Source organism: Vibrio sp. 1078-1 (assembly GCF_033340475.1).
Genome location: NZ_JAWOWM010000089.1, coordinates 1 through 1,074, shown reverse-complemented (window position 1 = coordinate 1,074; position 1,074 = coordinate 1). Strand labels below are relative to the sequence as shown.

Here is a 1,074-nt window from a genome sequence, read left to right as displayed (position 1 = left end):
GTAAAAGTGGATGGTGAGTACCGTCAGCTCAATACCAACATTCTCCAGATTGAAAATGAATTGTACGCCCCAATTCGTCCGAAACGCGTAGCGAAAAGTGGTGAGAAGCCTTCAGATGCTTTGAGTCGTGCGGGCGTGGAATACATTGAAGTGCGCTCATTAGATGTGAACCCATTCAGTGCCGTTGGTGTTAGCGAAGAGCAAGTTCGTTTCTTAGATCTTTTCCTAACGTGGGCGGCGTTGTCAGATTCTGACCCAATGGATAACTGTGAACTAGAATGTTGGCGTGACAACTGGAACAAAGTGATCATCTCTGGTCGTGAAAAAGGTTTGATGCTGCAGATCGGTTGCCAAGGTGAACGCTTATCTTTGCAAGATTGGGCGAAACGAGTATTCGTTGAGTTGCGCCAAATTGCAGTAGAGATGGATTCTGCGGCTGGTGGCGACGCTTACCAAGCTGTATGTGACAAGCTAGAAGCATGGATTGATAACCCTGAACTGACGATTTCTGGCCAATTGCTTGAGCTAACCAAAGAACTTGGTGGACTTGGCAAAGTAGGTTGTGCTCTTGGCATGAAGTTCCGTGAAGAAAATCTGGCTCACGGTTACCAACATTACTCGCAAGATATAATGGAAACGGAAGTGGCTTCTTCAGTCGAGAAACAGCGACAAGCGGAAGAAAGCGATACGTTATCTTTTGACGAGTTTCTGGAAAACTACTTCGCTTATCTAAAACAATAATCAACAAGTAAGGATTGGGTGGGATTGAACATTAAGCCGTTAGTTGTATCGGTTCTAGGAAGTGTGTTGCTTGCGGGATGTGCGACAGCGCCACCAAAACAGCAAGATAACCTATGTGAGATATTCCGAGAAAAATCTGGTTGGTATGATGATGCGAAAGATATGGAAAAAGAGTGGGGAACGCCCATTCATGTTGCCATGGCCATCATCAAGCAGGAAAGCAGTTTCCGCCATGATGCCAAACCACCCAAAGATTACGTATTGGGTTTCATTCCTTGGGGACGCGTAAGCAGTGCGTATGGCTATGCACAGGCTCAAGATCCAGCTTGGGAT

2 pseudogenes are annotated in these 1,074 nt (G+C 46.1%); both read left to right on the top strand.

Annotation, left to right across the window (positions count from 1 at the left end):
- Positions 1 to 741, top strand: a pseudogene (locus R7190_RS25795) (glutamate--cysteine ligase); the annotation flags it as partial.
- A gap of 24 nt (positions 742 to 765) precedes the next feature.
- Positions 766 to 1,074 (top strand): annotated as a pseudogene (locus tag R7190_RS25790) (hypothetical protein); the annotation flags it as partial.